18 protein-coding genes and 1 riboswitch are annotated in these 16,716 nt (G+C 39.7%); of the genes, 11 read left to right on the top strand and 7 right to left on the bottom strand.

Translation table 11 applies throughout. The features are described 5' to 3' along the window. Window positions 1-73 precede the first annotated feature (73 nt). Both ACWM35_RS07765 and ytkD read left to right on the top strand, forming a co-directional pair. Complete coding sequence (locus ACWM35_RS07765; RefSeq protein ID WP_454817036.1) at window positions 74-397, top strand: hydrolase; 324 nt, start codon at window positions 74-76, stop codon at window positions 395-397. A gap of 84 nt (window positions 398-481) precedes the next feature. After that, window positions 482-961 (top strand): RNA deprotection pyrophosphohydrolase, encoded by a 480-nt coding sequence (ytkD, locus tag ACWM35_RS07760; protein WP_454817034.1) that lies wholly within the window; start codon window positions 482-484, stop codon window positions 959-961. 11 nt (window positions 962-972) lie between these two features. On the opposite strand, the gene ACWM35_RS07755 is transcribed toward ytkD, so the two are convergent. Genes ACWM35_RS07755 through ACWM35_RS07745 form a run of 3 tightly spaced genes read right to left on the bottom strand, consistent with a single transcriptional unit; the run spans window position 973 to window position 3,574 of the window. After that, a complete protein-coding gene (locus tag ACWM35_RS07755; RefSeq protein ID WP_454817032.1) occupies window positions 973-1,779 on the bottom strand; it encodes an ABC transporter permease in 807 nt (268 codons plus the stop codon). Further along, window positions 1,766-2,536 carry an ABC transporter ATP-binding protein gene (locus ACWM35_RS07750; protein ID WP_454817031.1) on the bottom strand — a complete coding sequence of 257 codons (771 nt, stop codon included), beginning with the start codon at window positions 2,534-2,536 and terminating at the stop codon, window positions 1,766-1,768. Before ACWM35_RS07750 ends, ACWM35_RS07755 begins: the two co-directional genes overlap by 14 nt. 21 nt (window positions 2,537-2,557) lie before the next feature. Continuing rightward, on the bottom strand, window positions 2,558-3,574 hold the full coding sequence (locus ACWM35_RS07745) for an ABC transporter substrate-binding protein (RefSeq protein WP_454817029.1): 1,017 nt from the start codon (window positions 3,572-3,574) through the stop codon (window positions 2,558-2,560). Window positions 3,575-3,703: 129 nt separating this feature from the next. Here ACWM35_RS07745 and ACWM35_RS07740 point away from each other — a divergent pair, with 129 nt between their 5' ends. Together ACWM35_RS07740 and ACWM35_RS07735 are read left to right on the top strand one after the other, a co-directional pair. Beyond that, complete coding sequence (locus ACWM35_RS07740) at window positions 3,704-4,477, top strand: alpha/beta hydrolase family protein (RefSeq protein ID WP_454817121.1); 774 nt, start codon at window positions 3,704-3,706, stop codon at window positions 4,475-4,477. Between the two features lie 40 nt (window positions 4,478-4,517). Next, entirely contained in the window at window positions 4,518-4,760 is a 243-nt protein-coding gene (locus ACWM35_RS07735; RefSeq protein ID WP_454817027.1) for a DUF2584 domain-containing protein, read from the top strand. A 94-nt stretch (window positions 4,761-4,854) separates the two neighbouring features. Here the strand turns inward: ACWM35_RS07735 and pckA are convergent, their stop codons facing one another. Continuing rightward, window positions 4,855-6,441: a phosphoenolpyruvate carboxykinase (ATP) gene (pckA, locus tag ACWM35_RS07730; protein ID WP_454817025.1), complete on the bottom strand. Its 1,587-nt coding sequence runs from the start codon at window positions 6,439-6,441 to the stop codon at window positions 4,855-4,857. A 219-nt stretch (window positions 6,442-6,660) separates the two neighbouring features. Then, window positions 6,661-6,787: riboswitch (SAM riboswitch) on the top strand. Between the two features lie 282 nt (window positions 6,788-7,069). Here pckA and metK point away from each other — a divergent pair. Beyond that, window positions 7,070-8,269, top strand: a complete 1,200-nt coding sequence (metK, locus tag ACWM35_RS07725) for a methionine adenosyltransferase (RefSeq protein ID WP_454817023.1) — start codon at window positions 7,070-7,072, stop codon at window positions 8,267-8,269. Between the two features lie 228 nt (window positions 8,270-8,497). Then, complete coding sequence (gene asnB / locus ACWM35_RS07720) at window positions 8,498-10,390, top strand: asparagine synthase (glutamine-hydrolyzing) (protein ID WP_454817021.1); 1,893 nt, start codon at window positions 8,498-8,500, stop codon at window positions 10,388-10,390. 195 nt (window positions 10,391-10,585) lie between these two features. Here asnB and ACWM35_RS07715 read toward each other — a convergent pair whose 3' ends face one another. Continuing rightward, entirely contained in the window at window positions 10,586-11,101 is a 516-nt protein-coding gene (locus ACWM35_RS07715) for a gamma carbonic anhydrase (protein WP_454817019.1), read from the bottom strand. Between the two features lie 371 nt (window positions 11,102-11,472). Between ACWM35_RS07715 and ACWM35_RS07710 the strand changes: the two genes are divergently transcribed. Further along, the gene (locus tag ACWM35_RS07710) at window positions 11,473-12,276 is read left to right on the top strand and encodes an alpha/beta hydrolase (RefSeq protein ID WP_454817017.1); all 804 of its coding nucleotides are present in this window, start codon (window positions 11,473-11,475) and stop codon (window positions 12,274-12,276) included. Window positions 12,277-12,298: 22 nt separating this feature from the next. Further along, window positions 12,299-13,393, top strand: a complete 1,095-nt coding sequence (locus ACWM35_RS07705) for a tetraprenyl-beta-curcumene synthase family protein (RefSeq protein ID WP_454817015.1) — start codon at window positions 12,299-12,301, stop codon at window positions 13,391-13,393. Window positions 13,394-13,400: 7 nt separating this feature from the next. Here the strand turns inward: ACWM35_RS07705 and ACWM35_RS07700 are convergent, their stop codons facing one another. Together ACWM35_RS07700 and ACWM35_RS07695 are read right to left on the bottom strand one after the other, a co-directional pair. After that, window positions 13,401-13,973 (bottom strand): class I SAM-dependent methyltransferase, encoded by a 573-nt coding sequence (locus ACWM35_RS07700; protein WP_454817013.1) that lies wholly within the window; start codon window positions 13,971-13,973, stop codon window positions 13,401-13,403. Between the two features lie 2 nt (window positions 13,974-13,975). Then, the gene (locus ACWM35_RS07695; protein ID WP_454817011.1) at window positions 13,976-14,938 is read right to left on the bottom strand and encodes a TIGR01212 family radical SAM protein; all 963 of its coding nucleotides are present in this window, start codon (window positions 14,936-14,938) and stop codon (window positions 13,976-13,978) included. Window positions 14,939-15,131: 193 nt separating this feature from the next. Between ACWM35_RS07695 and ACWM35_RS07690 the strand changes: the two genes are divergently transcribed. From ACWM35_RS07690 to ACWM35_RS07680, 3 genes are all read left to right on the top strand, one after another. Beyond that, window positions 15,132-15,437 carry a YtzC family protein gene (locus tag ACWM35_RS07690; protein WP_454817009.1) on the top strand — a complete coding sequence of 102 codons (306 nt, stop codon included), beginning with the start codon at window positions 15,132-15,134 and terminating at the stop codon, window positions 15,435-15,437. Further along, complete coding sequence (locus ACWM35_RS07685; RefSeq protein ID WP_454817007.1) at window positions 15,434-15,604, top strand: glycogen biosynthesis protein GlgD; 171 nt, start codon at window positions 15,434-15,436, stop codon at window positions 15,602-15,604. Before ACWM35_RS07690 ends, ACWM35_RS07685 begins: the two co-directional genes overlap by 4 nt. A 195-nt stretch (window positions 15,605-15,799) precedes the next feature. Continuing rightward, complete coding sequence (locus ACWM35_RS07680) at window positions 15,800-16,018, top strand: hypothetical protein (RefSeq protein ID WP_454817006.1); 219 nt, start codon at window positions 15,800-15,802, stop codon at window positions 16,016-16,018. The last annotated feature ends 698 nt before the right edge of the window (window positions 16,019-16,716 follow it).

Genomic DNA, 16,716 nt, shown 5'->3' with positions numbered 1-16,716 from the left:
CGAAATTTGAAAGAGAATAAAATTTTATTGATTGTGGGAAATTTTAAGTAATGATTTGTAAGGGGATGACAGAATGGATGAGCAAAAGAAGACCTATTATATAGACTTAGGAACCGGCGGTATATTTCAAAGTGCAACGAGTTCTACTTGGAGTTATAAAATCGAAGCCAATAACGAGGAAATAACTCAGCTGCGGGAGCTGTTTGACCAAAATTATTCGACAGAATGGCAAAATTTTTTCCGAGCCCATGTCCCATATGTTCAATATCATTACGACCGTGAAAATGATGCCTATGACAATACGATCCAACAGGTGTATGGAATGATTTATAAACTAGGTGATAAAGAGGCAAAAAGCCATATTGAATCGATGAATATTTTACCAAAAGAAGAATGACTTAAAACGGAAAGTCCTAATAATAAGGATTTTCCGTTTTTTCGATTATAATAAAATGAGAGATAATGTTAAGGCGGGGATAGGATGAAACAATTTTTAGATTGTTACGGTCATACGGTCGAACTTTCCTTTAATGAAAATGCTTTCAAGGGTAGTGCTAAGCATGTTTTTATTATCTGCCAATATCAGGATACCTGGCTATTAACAAAACATAAAAGCCGAGGACTAGAGTTTCCTGGGGGAAAGGTAGAAGAAGGTGAAACACTCGAAGAAGCAGCAAGGAGGGAGGTTTATGAAGAAACTGGGGCAGCATTAATGTCAATGAGGAAAATTGCCCAATATCGGGTCACCAGCGATAAGGAGTCTTTTGTAAAGGCTGTCTTTTGGGGGGAGATTGCTAACATAAGTGAAACAAACGAATATTATGAGACAGATGGGCCTGTCCTCATTAAAGGGGATATACTGCAGGAGCGCTTTGGGAACGAATATAGTTTTATTATGAAAGACCAAGTGGTGGAAGAATGTTTGAAATACATAAAAAGCAAAAAGAATAGCGACAAATGAATAATAAGCCGCTATTCCTTGATAATTTTTCTCTCCAGAAGTTCAACAAGCTGATACATAATCGTTGCAATCACAGCAATCACCAAAAGCGATAAAAACACGAGGGTGAAGTTAAATACCTGGAAGCCGTAAATAATCATATAACCAAGTCCTTTGGAGGATACAAGAAATTCTCCGACAATGACTCCTACCCATGATAAGCCAACATTCACTTTTAATGTAGAAATGATAGTGGGGAAGCTGGCAGGTAATATTGCTTCTTTAAAGCACTGTAATCGGGTCGCTCCAAAAGTTTGAAGAACCTTCAGATAATTGGGGTCTACCTCCCTAAAAGATGTATAAACCACAATTGTCGTAATGATAATGGAAATGATGGCCCCCATGGCAATGATCGATGGGTAGCCTGGTCCGAGAGCAACAATTAAGATGGGACCTAAAGCTACTTTTGGCATAGCATTTAAGATGACAAGATAAGGATCAAGAATTTTTGAAAGCATTGGTGACCACCATAATAAGGCAGCTAATATAGTTCCGAGTAATGTCCCTAGGATAAAGCCAAATATCGTTTCCGTTAATGTTACACCTAGATGTGTGACTAAGGAGCCATCTTGGATATTCTCGATTAATAATTTCCATATCCTCGATGGAGAACTAAAGATAAGTGGGTCTATCCATTTTTGTTGACTAGAAATCTCCCAGCTGCTAAAAAATAAAAGGAAAATAATGATTTGGTAGAATCTTACCCATCTTTTTTCAATTTTTAAAGAGTGAATATAGTTTTTATGGAGGAGTGTAATGTCCTTCTTAATTGGTTTCAAGTGATTCCAACTCCTTCCAAATGGTTTGGAAGACGGCAGAAAATGCTTCATGATTTCTTGCTTCAAATGGGGAAATGTTCCTAAGTTCGTCAGGCATTTGAAATACTTTGTGAATCCTTCCAGGACTAGGTGAAAAAAGGAAAACTCGGTCACACATGGCTATGGCTTCGCCAATGTCATGTGTGACAAGGATGGCGGTTTTTCCGAAATCTTCAAGCGTTTTTGAAACTAAATCTTCCAGTTTGAGTTTTGTCTGATAATCTAATGCTGAAAAGGGTTCATCAAGCATGAGCAGCTTAGGCTCAGTTGCTAAGGTTCTAACAAGCGCGACCCGCTGCCTCATTCCGCCTGATAGCTGTCGTGGAAGCTGCTTTTCTACGCCTGTTAAACCGATTTGTTTCAATAGACTTAAAGCCGCGGTTTTGGTTTGATTATTTAACTGCTTGGATAATTTCAAACCTAACAAAATATTTTCTTCAATCGTCTTCCAAGGAAATAAGTAATCCTGCTGCAGCATATAACCAATTTGATGTTCATCATTGGTAACAGGTTTATTTTCCAACAGGATCGTTCCTTGTGTTGGTTTTATCAATCCAGCGATTATGGAAAGCAGTGTTGTTTTACCACAGCCGCTTGGGCCAAGAAAGGAGATAAATTCTCCTTTCTCCACATTCAACGTAATATTGGAGAGGGCCGTGGTGGCAGAGGATTTTGTGAAATAGGTATGATGAATGTCTTGAATGGACAGAAAATTCATTTTAGACGGCCTCCCTTCGGTTTATTTTTTAGTGACTTTTTCGGCTACTTCTGTATTAACAAGTGTTTCATGGTCAACTTCTTTAGGAAGCTCTCCAGCCTCATTCATGATATTCTGGAGATTAGCCCATTCTCCTTCATCTAGAATCGGATCTGTTGCGAAAGAACCTTGACTCTTATAGCGTTCGATCACGGTTTTCATGATCTCCAAATCTGTATCAGGGAAAAAGGATTCGACCGCTTTGGCAATTTCTTCGGCACTGTGAGTTTCTACCCATTGTTGTGCTTTATAGACGGCTCTTGTAAATTTTTCAATGATGTCTTTGTTCTCGGTCATATAGCTATCCTTTGCCATGAAGGTTGTATAAGGGACGTGGCCGGATTCCTTCCCAAATGAAGCGACAATATGGCCTTTGCCTTCTTTTTCAAAAATACTTGCCGTTGGCTCGAATAATTGTACGAAGTCGCCGGATCCTGAAGCAAAAGCATTAGCAATGTTCGCAAAGTCAATATTTTGAATGAGATTCAAGTCGTTATGAGGATCAATACCATGTTTCTTTAAGACAAACTCTCCCACCATTTGCGGCATGCCGCCTTTACGCTGCCCTAAGAAGGTGGATCCTTTTAGCAAATCCCAAGAGAAATTATCTATTTTCTCTCTTGAAACAAGAAATGTACCATCGGTTTGTGTTAATTGAGCAAAATTGATGACCGGATCATCGGAACCTTGAGCATAAACATATATCGATGTTTCAGAACCTACAAGTGCAACATCTGCACCACCAGAAATCAACGTGGTCATGGTTTTATCTCCGCCGGGAGTAGTCGTTAACGTGACGTCTAGCCCTTCTTCTTTAAAGAATCCTTTCGCGATAGCGACATATTGAGGGGCATAAAAAATGGAGCGGGTGACTTCGGCAATTCTCACCTTCTCTAGTTTCTCTTGATCGCTTGTGTTATTAGAATTACAGGCCGCTAATGAAAGCATGAGAATAGCGATGAGGAGTAAGGAGAAACCGATCTTTAATGACTTTTTCATAACAAAAATAAACCTCCTTAATCTGGGCTGATTACCTAAGATATCGTATGAGGATGATTAAAATGTGTGAATGACCAAAAAAATAAATTTGACAGGAAAAGAGCGATCAAGGTGAATAAACAAAATGGGATGATTTTGGAGATCCAGCGTTTTCCTTCGCCTAATCCCAATGTGGAATTAAAGGTAATTACCTACTTATCAAATGGATTGAGAGTAAAAGGCTTGCTGGCAGAACCGAAGGGCGAGGGGAGTTACGATGGGTTTCTCTATTTACGCGGCGGGATAAAAAACGTTGGAAAAGTAAGACCGTCAAGAATTTCCCAATTTGCTTCGGAAGGGTTTATTGTTTTTGCCCCTTATTATCGAGGAAATCAAGGCGGGGAAGGGAATGAGGATTTTGCAGGTGAGGATCGGGAGGACGCCTTTTCTGCCTATCTTTTGTTAAAATCTCTTTGCAGAGTTCAAAACATCCATGTATTTGGTTTTTCACGTGGTGGTGTTATGGCATTAATGACGGGAATTCAATTTCCTGAGGCTGCCTCTGTTGTCAGTTGGGGCGGAGTGAGTGATATGTCATTAACTTATCAGGAGCGTAAAGATTTAAGAAGGATGATGAAGCGAGTGATTGGTGGAACTCCCGAGAAATATCCCGAGCGGTACGAAGAGCGGACACCTTTATATGAGCTTGAAAGGCTTACTGCCCCCGTTTTGATTATACATGGGGTAATGGATCATAATGTATCTGTTGAACATGCCTATCGCCTTGAAAGAAGATTACGAGCACTGGAAAAAAACGTGGAATGCTGGTATTTTGAAGAATTTACACACTACTTTCCTCCCCGTGTGAACAGAAAAGTGGTCGAAGATTTAACGAAGTGGATGAAAAGGCAGTCCAAAAGATGATAAAATAGTAACGAAGTACATAGGAGAGGAGCGATGAATAGTGGGTATGCCTCTTGAGTTAAATACGATGATTGTGACAAAGGGAAGAGAACGACGACTAGAAGAAAATCTTTTTCTCCTTGAAAAAGAAGGGTACAGACTATATCCAATTGATATTCCGATTGATGTTAGAAAAACAATCGAAAGTGATTCAAGTGGAACAGCTGTGATTAAAAAACTGGAATGGCAAAAAAATAGCACGAGTATAACTTATCAATTAATTTCATTAAATTCAACGAATTAAGCAGGGAATGATTTTTCCTGCCTTTTGTTTTGGTATTCCATATAGTGATGTAAAGAAGCCCTTATCTGATTGATAAGGGCTTCTTTACAACTAGCTAGGCAATAGGTCCGCCTTTTACTTCTATCTCTGGAGATAGTTTCGTAAACTTTTTAAAGTTTTCGCGGAATTTTCCAGCCAATTCTTTTGCTTTCGTTTCATAGGCATCAGAATCAGCCCAAGTTTTGTACGGCTGTAGAACTTCATCAGGAACACCGGCGATGTGGAGAGGAATATTTAAACCGAAAATTTCATCCTTTACGGTTTCCACATGATTTAGTTCACCTTCAAGTGCAGCTTGAACCATTGCTCTTGTATAGGAGAGCTTCATCCGGCTGCCCACTCCGTATTCTCCACCCGTCCAGCCTGTATTCACCAGGAAGACATTCGCATTATGTTCAAGAATCTTTTCTCCAAGCATTTCTGCATAACGAGTGGCAGGAAGCGGCAGGAACGGCGCACCAAAGCATGTTGAGAAGGTTGCTTCAGGTGAAGTAACGCCCCGCTCTGTTCCAGCAAGCTTAGATGTGTAACCGCTTAAAAAATGGTACATCGCTTGTTCTTTCGTTAACTTTGAGATAGGAGGTAACACACCAAAGGCATCCGCCGTTAAAAAGACAATCGTATTCGGATGACCAGCAATACTTGGCTGAACAATATTATCGATAGCCTGAATCGGATAGGCTGCTCTCGTATTTTCAGTTAGCGTAGCATCATCGTAATCCGCGATGCGAGATTCTGGATTGAGGATGACATTTTCAAGCACGGTGCCAAAGTGAATAGCATCAAAAATTTGTGGCTCTTTTTCACGTGAAAGATTGATTGTTTTGGCATAACAGCCGCCTTCAATATTGAACACTCCATTAGAGGACCACCCGTGTTCGTCATCACCAATTAAGCGGCGATTAGGGTCTGCTGATAGCGTAGTTTTTCCAGTACCAGATAGACCAAAGAATAATGCTACATCTCCTTCAAGTCCCACATTTGCAGAACAATGCATCGAGAAAATATTATTTTCAGGCAATAAGTAGTTCATGACGGAGAAAATAGATTTTTTCATTTCGCCTGCGTATTCCGTACCGCCTATTAAAACAGTCCGCTGTTCGAAGGAGATAATAATAAAAGTTTCAGAGTTTGTACCGTCAACTGCAGGATCTGCTTTAAAATTTGGGGCAGAGATTACCGTAAAACCTGTTTTATGTGTTAATAATTCTTCATCACTTGGACGGATAAATAATTGATGGGCAAAAAGATTATGCCAAGCGTATTCATTTACAACTTGAATCGGTAACTGGGATTTTTTATCCGCACCTGCAAATCCTTTAAAAACGAAAATTTCTTCTTTTTGTTTTAAGTAATCCAATACTTTATGATACAGGTTTTGGAATACATCCTCTGAAATCGGTTGATTTAAAGAACCCCATGCAATTTTATCCTTCGTTGATTTTTCCATCACTGTAAATTTGTCTTGAGGAGAACGTCCAGTGTACTTACCAGTAGAAACACTAATAGCTCCTGTTGAAGTCAACTTTCCTTCATTTCGAGACAAAATCTTTTCAACTAATTGTGGTACAGAAAGTTGGAGTTGCACGTTACTTCCATCTAATAATTGAGTTAATTCGTTTGGGATATGAACAGAATTCATCGAGGGTACCCTTCCTTTTTTATGTTTTTATCAGTAATATATCCATACAAATAGTATAACACATTAGATTCAATAGTCTATACTAATTAACGAAATTAGGTTGTATTTAATACTATATAATATTATTGGAAAAAGTTCTTTTTTTGTCGGGGGAATCCTTAAAAAATTCATTGACACAGTTCGACATTGTGCGGTATGATTCTACCTTGAACGGATACTCTCTTATCCCGAGCTGGTGGAGGGACAGGCCCAATGAAACCCAGCAACCTGCAATCGAGTAATACGAATTTATTTCTCGAGCAAAGGTGCTAAACCTGAAGCAAGGCTATGCCTTGAACGATAAGAGTGAAAGGCGCGTAAATCAACCTTTCCTCAGATGACGGAAAGGTTTTTTATTGTGATTTCGTGACTTTAATCGCTAATCTTTGTTTCCATCATGAGAATTTCAGAGGGATTTTGTCTAGCTCCAGCGTCTAGGCGCTTTTGCTTTTCTATTCATAAAAATCCTTTGTTTATTTCATACTACTAAGGGAATGAGTTCCGTATCAACCCGAGGTTAAACGGCAAGGTTATACATATTACCCACACAGATAACCTCACTTTATATCATTATATAGGAGGAATTCAGATGTCCAAGAAACGTCGTTTGTTCACTTCTGAATCAGTAACTGAGGGTCATCCGGATAAGATCTGTGACCAAATCTCTGATTCAATTTTAGATGCTATTTTAGCAAAGGATGCCAATGCCCGTGTTGCTGCTGAAACTTCAGTAACAACTGGTTTAGTATTAGTTGCAGGGGAAATCACGACTTCTACTTATGTTGATATTCCAAAAATTGTTCGTGAAACGGTAAGAGAAATTGGTTATACCCGTGCAAAATACGGCTTTGATGCTGAAACTTGTGCGGTATTAACTTCAATCGATGAGCAATCACCTGATATCGCGATGGGTGTTGACCAAGCACTCGAAGCACGTGAAGGTTTAATGTCGGATGAGCAAATCGAAGCAATCGGTGCTGGTGACCAAGGTTTAATGTTTGGTTACGCATGTAATGAAACAAAAGAGCTTATGCCTCTTCCGATTTCATTAGCACATAAGCTTGCACGCCGTTTAACAGAGGTTCGTAAAGATGAGCTTCTTCCTTACCTTCGCCCAGATGGTAAAACTCAAGTAACGGTTGAGTACGATGAAAACGACAAGCCTGTTCGTATTGACACCATTGTTATTTCTACACAGCACCACCCTGAAGTAACATTAGAGCAAATTCAACGTAACCTTAAAGAATATGTCATTAATCCGGTTGTTCCACAAGAACTGATTGATGAAAATACAAAGTATTTCATTAACCCAACAGGCCGTTTTGTTATTGGTGGACCACAAGGGGATGCTGGTTTAACAGGCCGTAAAATTATTGTTGATACTTATGGTGGTTATGCTCGTCACGGCGGCGGTGCATTCTCTGGTAAGGATCCAACAAAAGTTGACCGCTCTGCAGCTTATGCAGCACGTTACGTAGCGAAAAATATTGTAGCAGCTGGACTGGCTGACAAATGTGAAGTACAGCTTGCTTATGCGATTGGTGTTGCAAGACCAGTTTCCATTTCTGTTGATACATTTGGTACTGGAAAAGTTAGTGAAGAAGTACTAGTTGATCTTGTCAGCGAAAACTTCGACCTTCGCCCAGCTGGAATTATCAATATGTTAAATCTTCGTCGCCCAATCTATAAACAAACAGCTGCTTACGGACATTTTGGCCGTAGTGATGTGGATCTTCCTTGGGAGCGTACAGATAAGGCTGAATCACTTCGTACACAAGCTAACATTTAATAAAAAATGCTGTAGTTAAGCTAGAATTTTTACTGGGAGTTGCATTTTACATGTAACTCCCGTTTTCTATTTTACGTCTAAGTTTAAGATAAACGGATATCGTGAAAAATAAATATTATCATTCATTTTTCCAACCATTCTCACTGCCATTTTCAAATAAATAGTGGTAGTATTAGAAGGTATGTTTATTAGAATGGATATTTAGAAATGGAGTAGGTGAGGTACATAATGTGCGGTTTTATTGGTTGTGTACATGACAAAGCACAAAACTATCGTGATGATCAAAAACAACAATTTAAAAATATGAATGATTTAATTACCCATCGTGGTCCAGATGATGATGGCTTTTACTATGATGAGAATATTCAATTTGGTTTCCGCCGTTTGAGTATTATCGATATAGAATGTGGACATCAACCATTAACGTATGAAAATGAGCGCTATTGGATCATTTTTAATGGAGAAGTTTATAATTATGTGGAATTACGTGAAGAACTTCTCAAAGAAGGATTAACATTTGCAACGAACTCGGATACGGAAGTCATTATTGCCCTTTATAGTCATCTCAAGGAAAAAGCAGTTGAAAAATTGCGTGGGATGTTTGCGTTTGTCATCTGGGATAAGCAAGAACAAACCCTTTATGGGGCGCGTGATCCTTTTGGAATTAAACCATTTTTCTATTTTAATGAAGGCGAAAAAACATTTTTTGCTTCTGAGAAAAAAAGCATTCTCCTTGCTTTAGAAAATGAAGAGTTAGACTATGAATCCCTGCAGCATTATTTAACCTATCAATTCGTTCCTGAACCAAGAACCATGACAAAGGGAATTAAGAAGCTCGAGCCGGGGCATTATTTTACTAAGAAAATTGGTTCACCAATGGATATTAAACGCTATTGGAAAGCACATTTTCAACCGGTAAATAAAACTGAGGCTGAATTTACAAAAGAAATTAGAGATGTAATGTTTGATTCGGTAAAAATGCATATGAGAAGTGATGTACCGGTTGGTGCATTCCTTTCAGGCGGGATTGACTCTTCGATTACAGCGAGTATTGCAAAAGAATTCCATCCGGGGATCAAAACATTTTCTGTAGGTTTTGAACATAATGGCTTCAGTGAAATCGATGTTGCGAAAGAAACCGCTGATAAGCTTGGTGTTGAAAACATCAGTTATGTGATTACGCCAGAGGAATATATGAATGAATTTCCAAAGATTATGTGGCATATGGATGACCCGCTTGCAGACCCAGCTTGTGTCCCGTTATATTTTGTTTCGCGGGAAGCAAGAAAGCATGTAACGGTTGTTCTTTCTGGTGAAGGTGCCGATGAATTATTTGGTGGTTATAATATTTACCGTGAACCTCAGGACCTGGAAGTGTTTAATAAAATTCCAAGAGTAGGCAAAGTGCTTTTAAAAGGGATTGCCAACATCATGCCTGAAGGGACTAAAGGGAAGAGCTTTATTGAACGCGGGGTCACCCCAATGGAGGAACGCTATATTGGGAACGCCAAAATGTTCACGGAAGAAGAAAAACGCCAGCTTTTAAATGCTTATAGGGCTGGGTTAGACTATCGAGACATTACAAGACCGCTTTATGCAGAATCTAAAGGCTACGATCCTGTTGACAGAATGCAATACATTGATATTCATACATGGATGCGCGGGGATATCTTGTTAAAGGCCGATAAAATGACGATGGCACATTCGTTAGAGCTTCGTGTTCCGTTCCTTGATAAAGCGGTGTTTGAAGTAGCGTCCAAGATTCCAACTAGCCTAAAAACGGCTAATGGAACTACAAAGTATATTTTACGTAAAGCAGCAGAAGGTGTTGTACCTGATCATGTGCTTAGCCGGAAAAAACTTGGATTCCCTGTACCAATTCGTCACTGGTTGAAAAACGAGATGAATGAGTGGGCGAAAAATATTATCCGCGAAAGTAATACGGATCATTTAATTAATAAAGCCTATCTTTTGAAGCTTCTTGACGATCACTGCCAAGGAAAAGCAGATAACAGCCGTAAAATTTGGACTGTATTAACATTTATGGTTTGGCATCAGGTTTACGTTGAAAAGAAATATTCTTTTTCACATGAAAAAGAATTGCAAACAGTGAAGATATAGAATGAAGCACCCATAAAATGTTATGGGTGCTTTTTCGCGAGCAAAGTGGAATTTTTGGCGAGTAAAGTTGAAAAACTCGCGAGTAAGTTAACAGATCTGGCGAGTAAAACCGAAAAACTCGCGAGTAAACTAAGAAACCGACTCAAAAAGGAGCCGGAAAGTGTGGAATTTGTAATTTAGTTGGTGATTTCAATCCTATTTTCTTTGTAAAGATTTATAGTATTGCGCTTTCTCCGCATATTCATTATAGATTCTGTTTATTTCTTTGATGTCATCTTCATTCAATTCTCTAATAACTTTTGCTGGTCTGCCAAATGCTAATGTATTAGGTGGTATTTTTTTACCTTGTGGAACAAGGCTTCCAGCACCAATAAAAGCACCTTCACCGATTTCAGCCTGATCAAGAATGATCGAACCCATCCCTATCAATGCTCTTTTGCGAATGATGCAGCTATGGAGAGTGACTTGGTGACCAATGGTCACTTCATCTTCCAAAATTAAAGGGTTATTAGGACTTTGGTGTAAAACCGAGTTGTCCTGGATATTTACCTTATTACCGATGATCGTTGGGGCAATATCACCGCGAATCACTGAATTAAACCAAACGCTTGATTCTTCACCAATTTCAACATCACCAGTTATCGTTGTATAATCAGCGATAAAGGCAGACTCTGCAATTTTAGGGTATTTCCCTTTGTATGGATAAATCATTTTGTTTTTGCTCCTTTTTAAATTACATGAATGTATAAAAATCGTCTTTGAGAATTGTCTAGCTCCAGCGCCCTAGCGGCTAGTGTCCTTCGCTCTCCGCCCTACGATAAGTCAAGCACGAATGCGCTATCGCTCTTCGTGTTTCCTTTATCTCGGTTGGAGCGCTCCATAAAGGAAGGCTTCGTAAGCATTGGCATCGCACGAAGGAAAAGTGTTTTTCTTTTTCGAGGAGGACATACGCCGCTGAACAGGGCGCTTGCGCTTTTCTAAATTACGGTTTCATTCTAAGTAACACCGCATCCAATTAGTACTATCAGATATGTTAATGTTAATATAATACCATAAACAATTTTTTTCTAGGGGGAAGCACTATGTGGAAGTGGGAAGCAGAAGGGGAAGCGAAGGCTGTTATCGTAATGGTTCATGGTGCAATGGAGCATCATCGCCGGTACGGCTGGCTCATTGAAATGTGGCGGATGGCGGGCTTTCATGTCATCATGGGCGATCTCCCCGGTCAAGGCATGACAACAAGATCCCGTAGAGGTCATATAGATTCCTTTGATGAATACATAGTAGAAGTAAAGGACTGGATTCAAGCAGCCTATCGCTATGACTTACCTGTGTTTCTGTTAGGGCATAGTATGGGTGGGTTAATTGCGATTCGCATACTGCAGGAGGAACGGTTAAATCTAGCAGGAGTGATTCTTTCCTCTCCTTGCCTAGGATTGATCCATTCTCCATCCAAATTCTTAGATATCCTCTCGCATGGGCTTAATGTAGTATTTCCAGCATTACGGATTAATTCTGGTTTGACGATTGAAATGGCGACGAGGAATCAAGATGTCCTTGATGCCGATTCCAACGATTCTCTCTATATAGCCCAGGTTTCTGTCAGATGGTATCGTGAATTAGCCGAAGCGATTAAACAAGCATTTTTAAAAATCGAAATAACACAGGATGTACCGATGCTTGTCATGCAAGCAGGAGACGATAAAATTGTGAATAAAGTACCGGTTAAAGAGTGGTTTAACCATACACCACTTTCGGAAAAAAGATTTAAAGAATGGCCAAAATTCTACCATGAAATTTTTAATGAACCTGAACGAGATGATGTATTTGAATATGCTAAGGATTTTGTCAGCAGCCAATTAAAAGCGATCGGTTACATCGTTTAAAAAAGGAAGTGTTTGTTTCACCATGATGTCACTCCGATTAATGTCGAAGGTGTATCGTCGTATTTTTCCAGCTGTTCATCAAGAACTCAGGGTTTGGAAAAGACGGGCAGAGAGTATTCCCAATACGGAGCTAAGAACTCAAGCGCTTGCTAGTATTGAAGGGAAAACGTTTCATTGCGAAGGAGGGGCGATTCTTGCCCTTACTGCAAATGAAGATTACAAAAAAGTAATCCGATTTATCGTCGCCTATCAAACCATCAGTGATTATTTAGATAATCTTTGTGACCGCAGCACCTCCTTGGACCCCGCCGATTTTGCAGCCCTTCATGAATCGATGAGTGATGCACTGTCGTTGGATGAAACGCGAAAAAATTATTATCGGCTTCGAACTGACCAAGATGATGGCGGTTATTTAAATGATTTAGTCGAAACATGCCAATCTGTTCTAAGCGATATGAAGAATTATCCACTAATAAAGGAGTACTTGTTAGAACTGTGTGAATATTATTGTGATTTACAAGTGCATAAGCATGTAGTTCAAGAAGAACGAGTGCCGCGATTGGAAAAATGGTTTCAGCAATATCAAAATCGCTTGCCGGAAATGGAATGGTATGAATTTTCTGCTTGCTCAGGATCGACTTTAGGCATTTTCTGCCTTGTTTCTTATGCTATGAGAGAGGATTTTTTAGAAAAAGACGCAGAGAATATTCGAAAGGGTTATTTTCCTTATATCCAAGGCCTGCATATTTTATTGGATTATTTCATTGATCAGGAAGAGGATCGTGATGGTGGAGACTTGAACTTTTGTTTCTATTACAAAGATCAAGAAACATTATTTAAAAGGCTCAAGCATTTTGTTCTTGAGGCAGACAAGCATACCGAATACCTACCACATAAGAAATTCCATCAGTTAATCAACCGCGGTTTGTTGGGCGTATATTTATCTGATCGGAAGGTCCGTAAGCAAAAAAATGTTCGCAAATTAGCAAAGGAAATTATCAAAACGGGTGGAGCGATAAGTTACTTCTTTTATATAAATGGTCTAGCTTATCGCTCGCTTCAAAAATGGGTTCCAACATTATCTCTAAGGCAAAATAATAAAACCAGGCTGATGTAGCCTGGTTTCATCTTTTTTCTATCGCAACAATGAAGGGCGGATGGTTTTGTTGGTTAATGAATTGATATTGGAGTACATGTGCCTGTTTCTGATCGATATATTGGCAGTATTCCATTAATGCATCACGTTCCGTAGCACCTTCTTCATGACCGTGATAAATGACAAGGATAATGATTCCTTCAGGTGCCAGTATCTTTAGTAACTGTTCAATCGCAGAAATCGTAGTTTCCGGATTTGTGACAATCGTTTTATCACTGCCAGGTAAATAACCTAAATTAAAGATTGCCCCGGTGATTTTTCCATGATGTTCAGATGGGATCATTTCTAGAAGTTGTTCATGACCTTTGTGAAAAATCGTTACCCGGCCTTGAAGTCCTTGCTGTTCTATTCTTGTTTTGCTGGAGAGAATTGCTTCTTCTTGAACATCAAAGCCAAAAACCATCCCGTTCTCGCCAACTAGATTGGCTAAAAATAAGGTATCATGGCCATTCCCTAATGTGGCATCGACCACAGTATCACCTGTTCTAACCGCTTTTTCTAAAAGGATCTTTGCAAAGGGAAGAATCCGCTCTAATTTCATCATTAACTCTCCACTTTTGCAGTTTGAAAATATTTGCCTTGATAGCTGTTTCTCCTTTTTAGCTCAGCATCAATCGCATTTAATACTTCCCATTTATTCACGCTCCACATCGGTCCAACCATTAAATCAATCGGTCCGTCGCCGGTAATTCGGTGAACAATCATTTCGGGTGGTAAAATTTCTAGTTGGTCACATACTAAGTTTACATAGTCTTCTTGTGAAAGAAATTCAAGCATGCCTTTTTCATATTGTTTTACCATTGGCGTGCCTTTTAAAAGGTGAAGTAAATGAATTTTAATGCCTTGAACATCAAGCTTAGCTACTTCTTTCGCTGTTTCCATCATCATGTCATACGATTCCAGCGGTAAGCCATTGATAATATGGGAACAAATTCGGATTCCATGCTTCCTAAGCTTATTAACACCTTCGACGTAACACTGATAATCATGTGCACGATTAATTAATAAAGCTGTCCGTTCATGAACGGTTTGTAAGCCAAGCTCTACCCACAAGTATGTTCTTTTGTTAAGCTCTGCTAAATATTCCACAACATCATCTGGAAGACAATCTGGGCGAGTGGCAATCGATAAGCCAACGACCCCTTCTTGTTCTAGAACTTTTTCAAATTTTTCCCTAAGGACTTCCACTGGGGCATGAGTATTTGTATAGGCCTGGAAATAGGCCATGTATTTGCCGTCTTTCCATTTTGTATGCATTTTTTCCTTGATTTCAAGGAATTGTGTTTCAAGATCATCCGTACGGTCACCAGCGAAGTCTCCAGATCCAGCTGCACTGCAAAAAGTACAACCGCCATGGGCAACAGTACCGTCACGATTCGGGCAATCAAAGCCTCCATCTAACGCTACTTTGAATACTTTATGGCCAAATTGCTGGCGAAGATGATAATTCCAAGTATGATAACGTTTATCGTCCGTTGCATATGGAAAAGGGTTGGTCTGAGTCATTTCAGAAACCTCCTTTTGGTTTTAAGTCATAAAGTAAATTTTAACATGAAAAGAAAAGCTAATCCAATTGTAATTATTGTATAGGAACAAAGATAGGGAACAAAATAAGAAATGAAGCATCACGCTTCGGAGGAAAGCAGAAGCGCCTAGGCGCTGGACAAGTAGGAGTCACCAAAATGAAGGGGGTCCTTAGATGGCTACTCGTGCTTCAATGGAAGCTTTAATGCAGCAATGTGAGGATGTACTTAGAAATGCTCAGGATCAGTTTAAAGAAAGCAGTCTTCAAGAGCATTATAATAATGATGATTATACGAAAGCTTTACAGGAGCTTGAACAAACCTATCAGGATATCGCAAAGATGGCTCATAGTGCGAATGGTCAGCAGCGAGACCAGCTCCATCGCATGAGGCTGCAAATTCAGCAACTCCAAAATGAGATGATATTAGAGGGGCAAGCTTCTAGAGAAGCTCAGGCATTTAGAGGAGGGGAATTAACTTGAAGAAGCGTTCAAAACAACAAAACCCCGAACAAAAGACACGCAATGGTATTAATAACCAAGACTTAGAAATTGGCCAAGATGTTGATCTCGTTAAGCAATCGAAAAAGAAATATGAAAAGTCAGGCGGCCAGCCTGTAAAATCAAAATTCCATCAAGAAAAGAATTAATCATCCTGAAACAAATGGCTCTCAACGTATAGTTGGGGGCCTTTTTATATTATGAAGGATCTGTGTGGGAGGGAAAGTGTTTTCTTGTGAACAACAATGTTCGCACCTGTCATAAAACTTAATGGTCAGTGGTCTAAAGTGTATGGAACTAAAATATTTTATTAGTAGAAACCATTATGACAGGGTGATGCAAACATGTTTGTTGTTCATTTTTTTGATAACAAAAAGCTTTTATTAACCCAGCTTCGAGAAAATATCCCCTCCATTGGTGAGAATTTAAAAATCAAAGGTCAAAAAGGAAAGGTTTCGCGTGTTACGAATATGGATGAAAAACATGTCCATGTACAGCTTGAGATAGAGAAAGTGGTTGTTAAAAGTAAATTCGCTGTAGATCCAAAAAAGAAGAGAAGATAGAGCAGGGAAAAAGTCCTTTTTTTGAGGGCTTTTTGTTTTTGTTATATCGATGATGAATTAGATGCCCGAGGAGCAAGAAAAAAGCGATGAGCGGTAAACAGAGGAGTCATCTGATGCCCGAGGAGCAAGAAAAAAGCGATGAGCGGTAAACAGGTGATGCATCTGATGCCCGAGGAGCAAGAAAAAAGCGATGAGCGGTAAACAGAGGAGGCATCTGATGCCCGAAAAGGAAGAAAAAAGGATGAACGGTAATCAGAGGAGTCATCTGATGCCCGAGGAGCAAGAAAAAAGCGATGAACGGTAAACAGGGGAGGCATCTGATGCCCGAGGAACAAGAAAAAAGCGTTGAGCGGTAAACAGAGGAGTCATCTGATGCCCGAGGAACAAGAAAAAAGCGTTGAGCGGTAAACAGAGGAGGCATCTGATGCCCGAGGAGCAAGAAAAAAGCGATGAACGGTAAACAGGTGAGGCATCTGATGCCCGAGGAGAAAGAAAAGAGCGATGAACGGTAATCAGAGGAGCCATCTGATGCCCGAGGAGAAAGAAAAGAGCAATGAACGGTAAACAGAGGAGTCATCTGATGCCCGAAAAGGAAGAAAAAAGGATGAACGGTAATCAGAGGAGCCATCTGATGCCCGAGGAGAAAGAAAAGAGCGATGAACGGTAAACAGGTGAGGCATCTGATGCCCGAGGAGAAA

It is taken from the genome of Neobacillus sp. K501 (assembly GCF_053749995.1).
The sequence above is the reverse complement of the archived record's forward strand: the minus strand, read 5'-3'. Positions and strand labels throughout refer to the sequence as shown.